This window comes from Methylorubrum podarium (assembly GCF_022179745.1).
Taxonomy (GTDB): Bacteria; Pseudomonadota; Alphaproteobacteria; order Rhizobiales; family Beijerinckiaceae; genus Methylobacterium; species Methylobacterium podarium.
The window spans coordinates 1-2,102 of record NZ_BPRD01000425.1 but is presented as its reverse complement, the minus strand read 5'-3'; the positions used below and the strand labels follow the sequence as shown (position 1 = coordinate 2,102).

3 protein-coding genes are annotated in these 2,102 nt (G+C 73.5%); 1 reads left to right on the top strand and 2 read right to left on the bottom strand.

What is annotated here, in order from left to right; translation table 11 throughout:
* The coding region (locus tag MFF42_RS19925; protein WP_238257310.1) for an aldo/keto reductase at positions 1 to 709 on the bottom strand (709 nt) is incomplete at its 3' end.
* Positions 710 to 912: 203 nt separating this feature from the next.
* Here MFF42_RS19925 and MFF42_RS19920 point away from each other — a divergent pair.
* On the top strand, positions 913 to 1,245 hold the full coding sequence (locus MFF42_RS19920; protein WP_238257309.1) for a hypothetical protein: 333 nt from the start codon (positions 913 to 915) through the stop codon (positions 1,243 to 1,245).
* Positions 1,246 to 1,470: 225 nt separating this feature from the next.
* Here the strand turns inward: MFF42_RS19920 and rsmD are convergent, their stop codons facing one another.
* Positions 1,471 to 2,022, bottom strand: coding sequence for a 16S rRNA (guanine(966)-N(2))-methyltransferase RsmD (rsmD, locus tag MFF42_RS19915; protein ID WP_238257308.1), 552 nt, complete (start codon positions 2,020 to 2,022; stop codon positions 1,471 to 1,473).
* Positions 2,023 to 2,102 lie beyond the last annotated feature (80 nt).

Here is a 2,102-nt window from a genome sequence, read left to right as displayed (position 1 = left end):
CGCGCGCCTCGTCGGCGGTCAGCACGCCGCGCTCGGCGGCGAGCGGCAGGATGCGCTCCGCCGCGGTGCGGCTGTCGAGGGCGTAGTTCACCTGCACGAAATCGAGCTTGTCCCGCTTCATCACCGCTTCGAGATCGGGGAACTGCTCGTCGCGCCAGACCGTGACGCCGACGTAGCGGATGCGGCCCTTCTCCTTCAGCTCGCGCAGGACGGCGAGGTTCACCTCCGTGTCGATGAGGTTGTGCACGGCGATGAGGTCGATCTTGTCCGTGCGCAGGCGCTGGAACGAGCGCTCGGTCTCGGCCTGCGCCGCCTCCCGGCCGCGGGCCGCGACCTTGGTGGCGAGAAAGATCTTTTCCCGAAGCCCGCCGAGGATCAGGCCGAGCACGTCCTCCGCCGTGCCGTAGCTCGGGGCGGTGTCGATCACCGTTCCGCCGAGCGCGACGAAGCGCTCCACCGCCTCGCGCAGGGGCGCGGTCGCCTCCGGCGTCATCGCCACCTCGTAGCGGCGCGAGGTGCCGATGCCCATGGCCGGAAGCCGCTCGCCGGAGGAGGGGATCGGCCGGGTGATCAGGGGTTCCGCGGCGCGGGACGGGCGCAGCAGGGCCGGGGTGAGCCCCGCCGCGGCGAGGGCAGCGGTTCCCTGCAGGAGGGTTCGGCGGGCAAGGGTGGGAACGGGCGGCAGGACGGGCGGCAGGATGGGCGGCATGGGCGCGGGCCTCCTTCGCGGACGGGCGTTGCCCGAGCGAGATAGGGCACCGAACCGGAAAGGGTCACGGGCGTGGTGCCGCCGCGGCCGCGCCGGCCCCGCGGCTTCATCGTTCCTGCATGGTGGCGGCGCATCATTCCTCCCCCCGCTTCGAACCACCGGGACGGGCTGACGCGGCCGCGCGCCGAGGAAGGGGTTTGACCATGCGATCCGTCATCGCCCGGCACTGGAGCGGCGCACTCGGCACGTGGCTGTCGCTGCTCGTGACGCTCGCCGTCTACCTAGCCGCGACCCTGGCCGTCGTCACCGCGGGCAGCGCGTTCAAAGGCCCCGTCGCGATGGGTCTTCTGCTCGGCGCCTGGGCAGTGCCGGTGATCGCGGCGGTCATCGGAACGCTGCGTTCCGCGCTCCACGGGCTGCGCGACGGCCGCAGCCGGCCCGTGAACGCCCTGGGCGGGATCGTGGCGATCCTCGTCCTCGGTCTCGCGCTCTACGGCACGGTCCAGGATCTGCGGGGACTCCTGTCCGGTGCCTGATGCGTCATCCGATTGATCGCTTCGGTCTCTCCCTCGTCATTGCGAGGCGAAGCCGTGGCAATCCAGGGCGCGCCTTTTCCGGAGAGGTCGCGCGCTGGATCGCTTCGGCTCCGCCTCGCGATGACGGCGGAGCAGAGCCCGAGCGGATCAATCGGACATCGTATGAACCCGGTCGGGTCGCGATCGAACCCGATGCACGCGACGAACCGGTCCAAATAAAGGACCTCAGCCCCCGAACCGGCCGAACGTCACCGCCGTCTCGCCGTAGCTGCGCCGCTCCAGCTCCGCGAAGCCGGGCGGCAGGACCGGGCCGGCCTCGTCGGCCTCCTCGACCAGGACCAGGGCACCGGGACTCAGCCAGCCGCCGGCGCTCGCCGCGGCGAGCGCCGCGGGGGCGAGCCCCTTCCGGTAGGGCGGGTCGCAGAAGACCAGGGAGGCGGCATCCGGGGCGGGTCCGAGCCGGGTCGCGTCGCGCTGGATCAGCCGGGCGCGCGTCTCGCAGCCGAGCGCGGCGATGCCCTCGCGGATCAGCGCGCCGGCCTGGCGCCCCTCGTCCACGAAGATGGCCCGGGCGGCGCCGCGGGAGAGCGCCTCGAAGCCGAGCGCGCCGGTGCCCGCAAACAGGTCGAGCACCACCGCGTCCTCGACCGCATCGTCGTAGGCGTGGGCCAGCACGTTGAACAGGGCCTCGCGCAGGCGGTCGGAGGTCGGGCGGATGCCCTCCGCCTTCGGCCCGGCGAGCCGGCGCCCGCGCCACTCGCCGCCGACGATCCGCACGCCTCAGACCCTACGCGTCACCGCGCGTCGGACGGCCGGGACGGCCGCCGCGCGGCCCCGGCTTGCCGCCGCCGGGACGG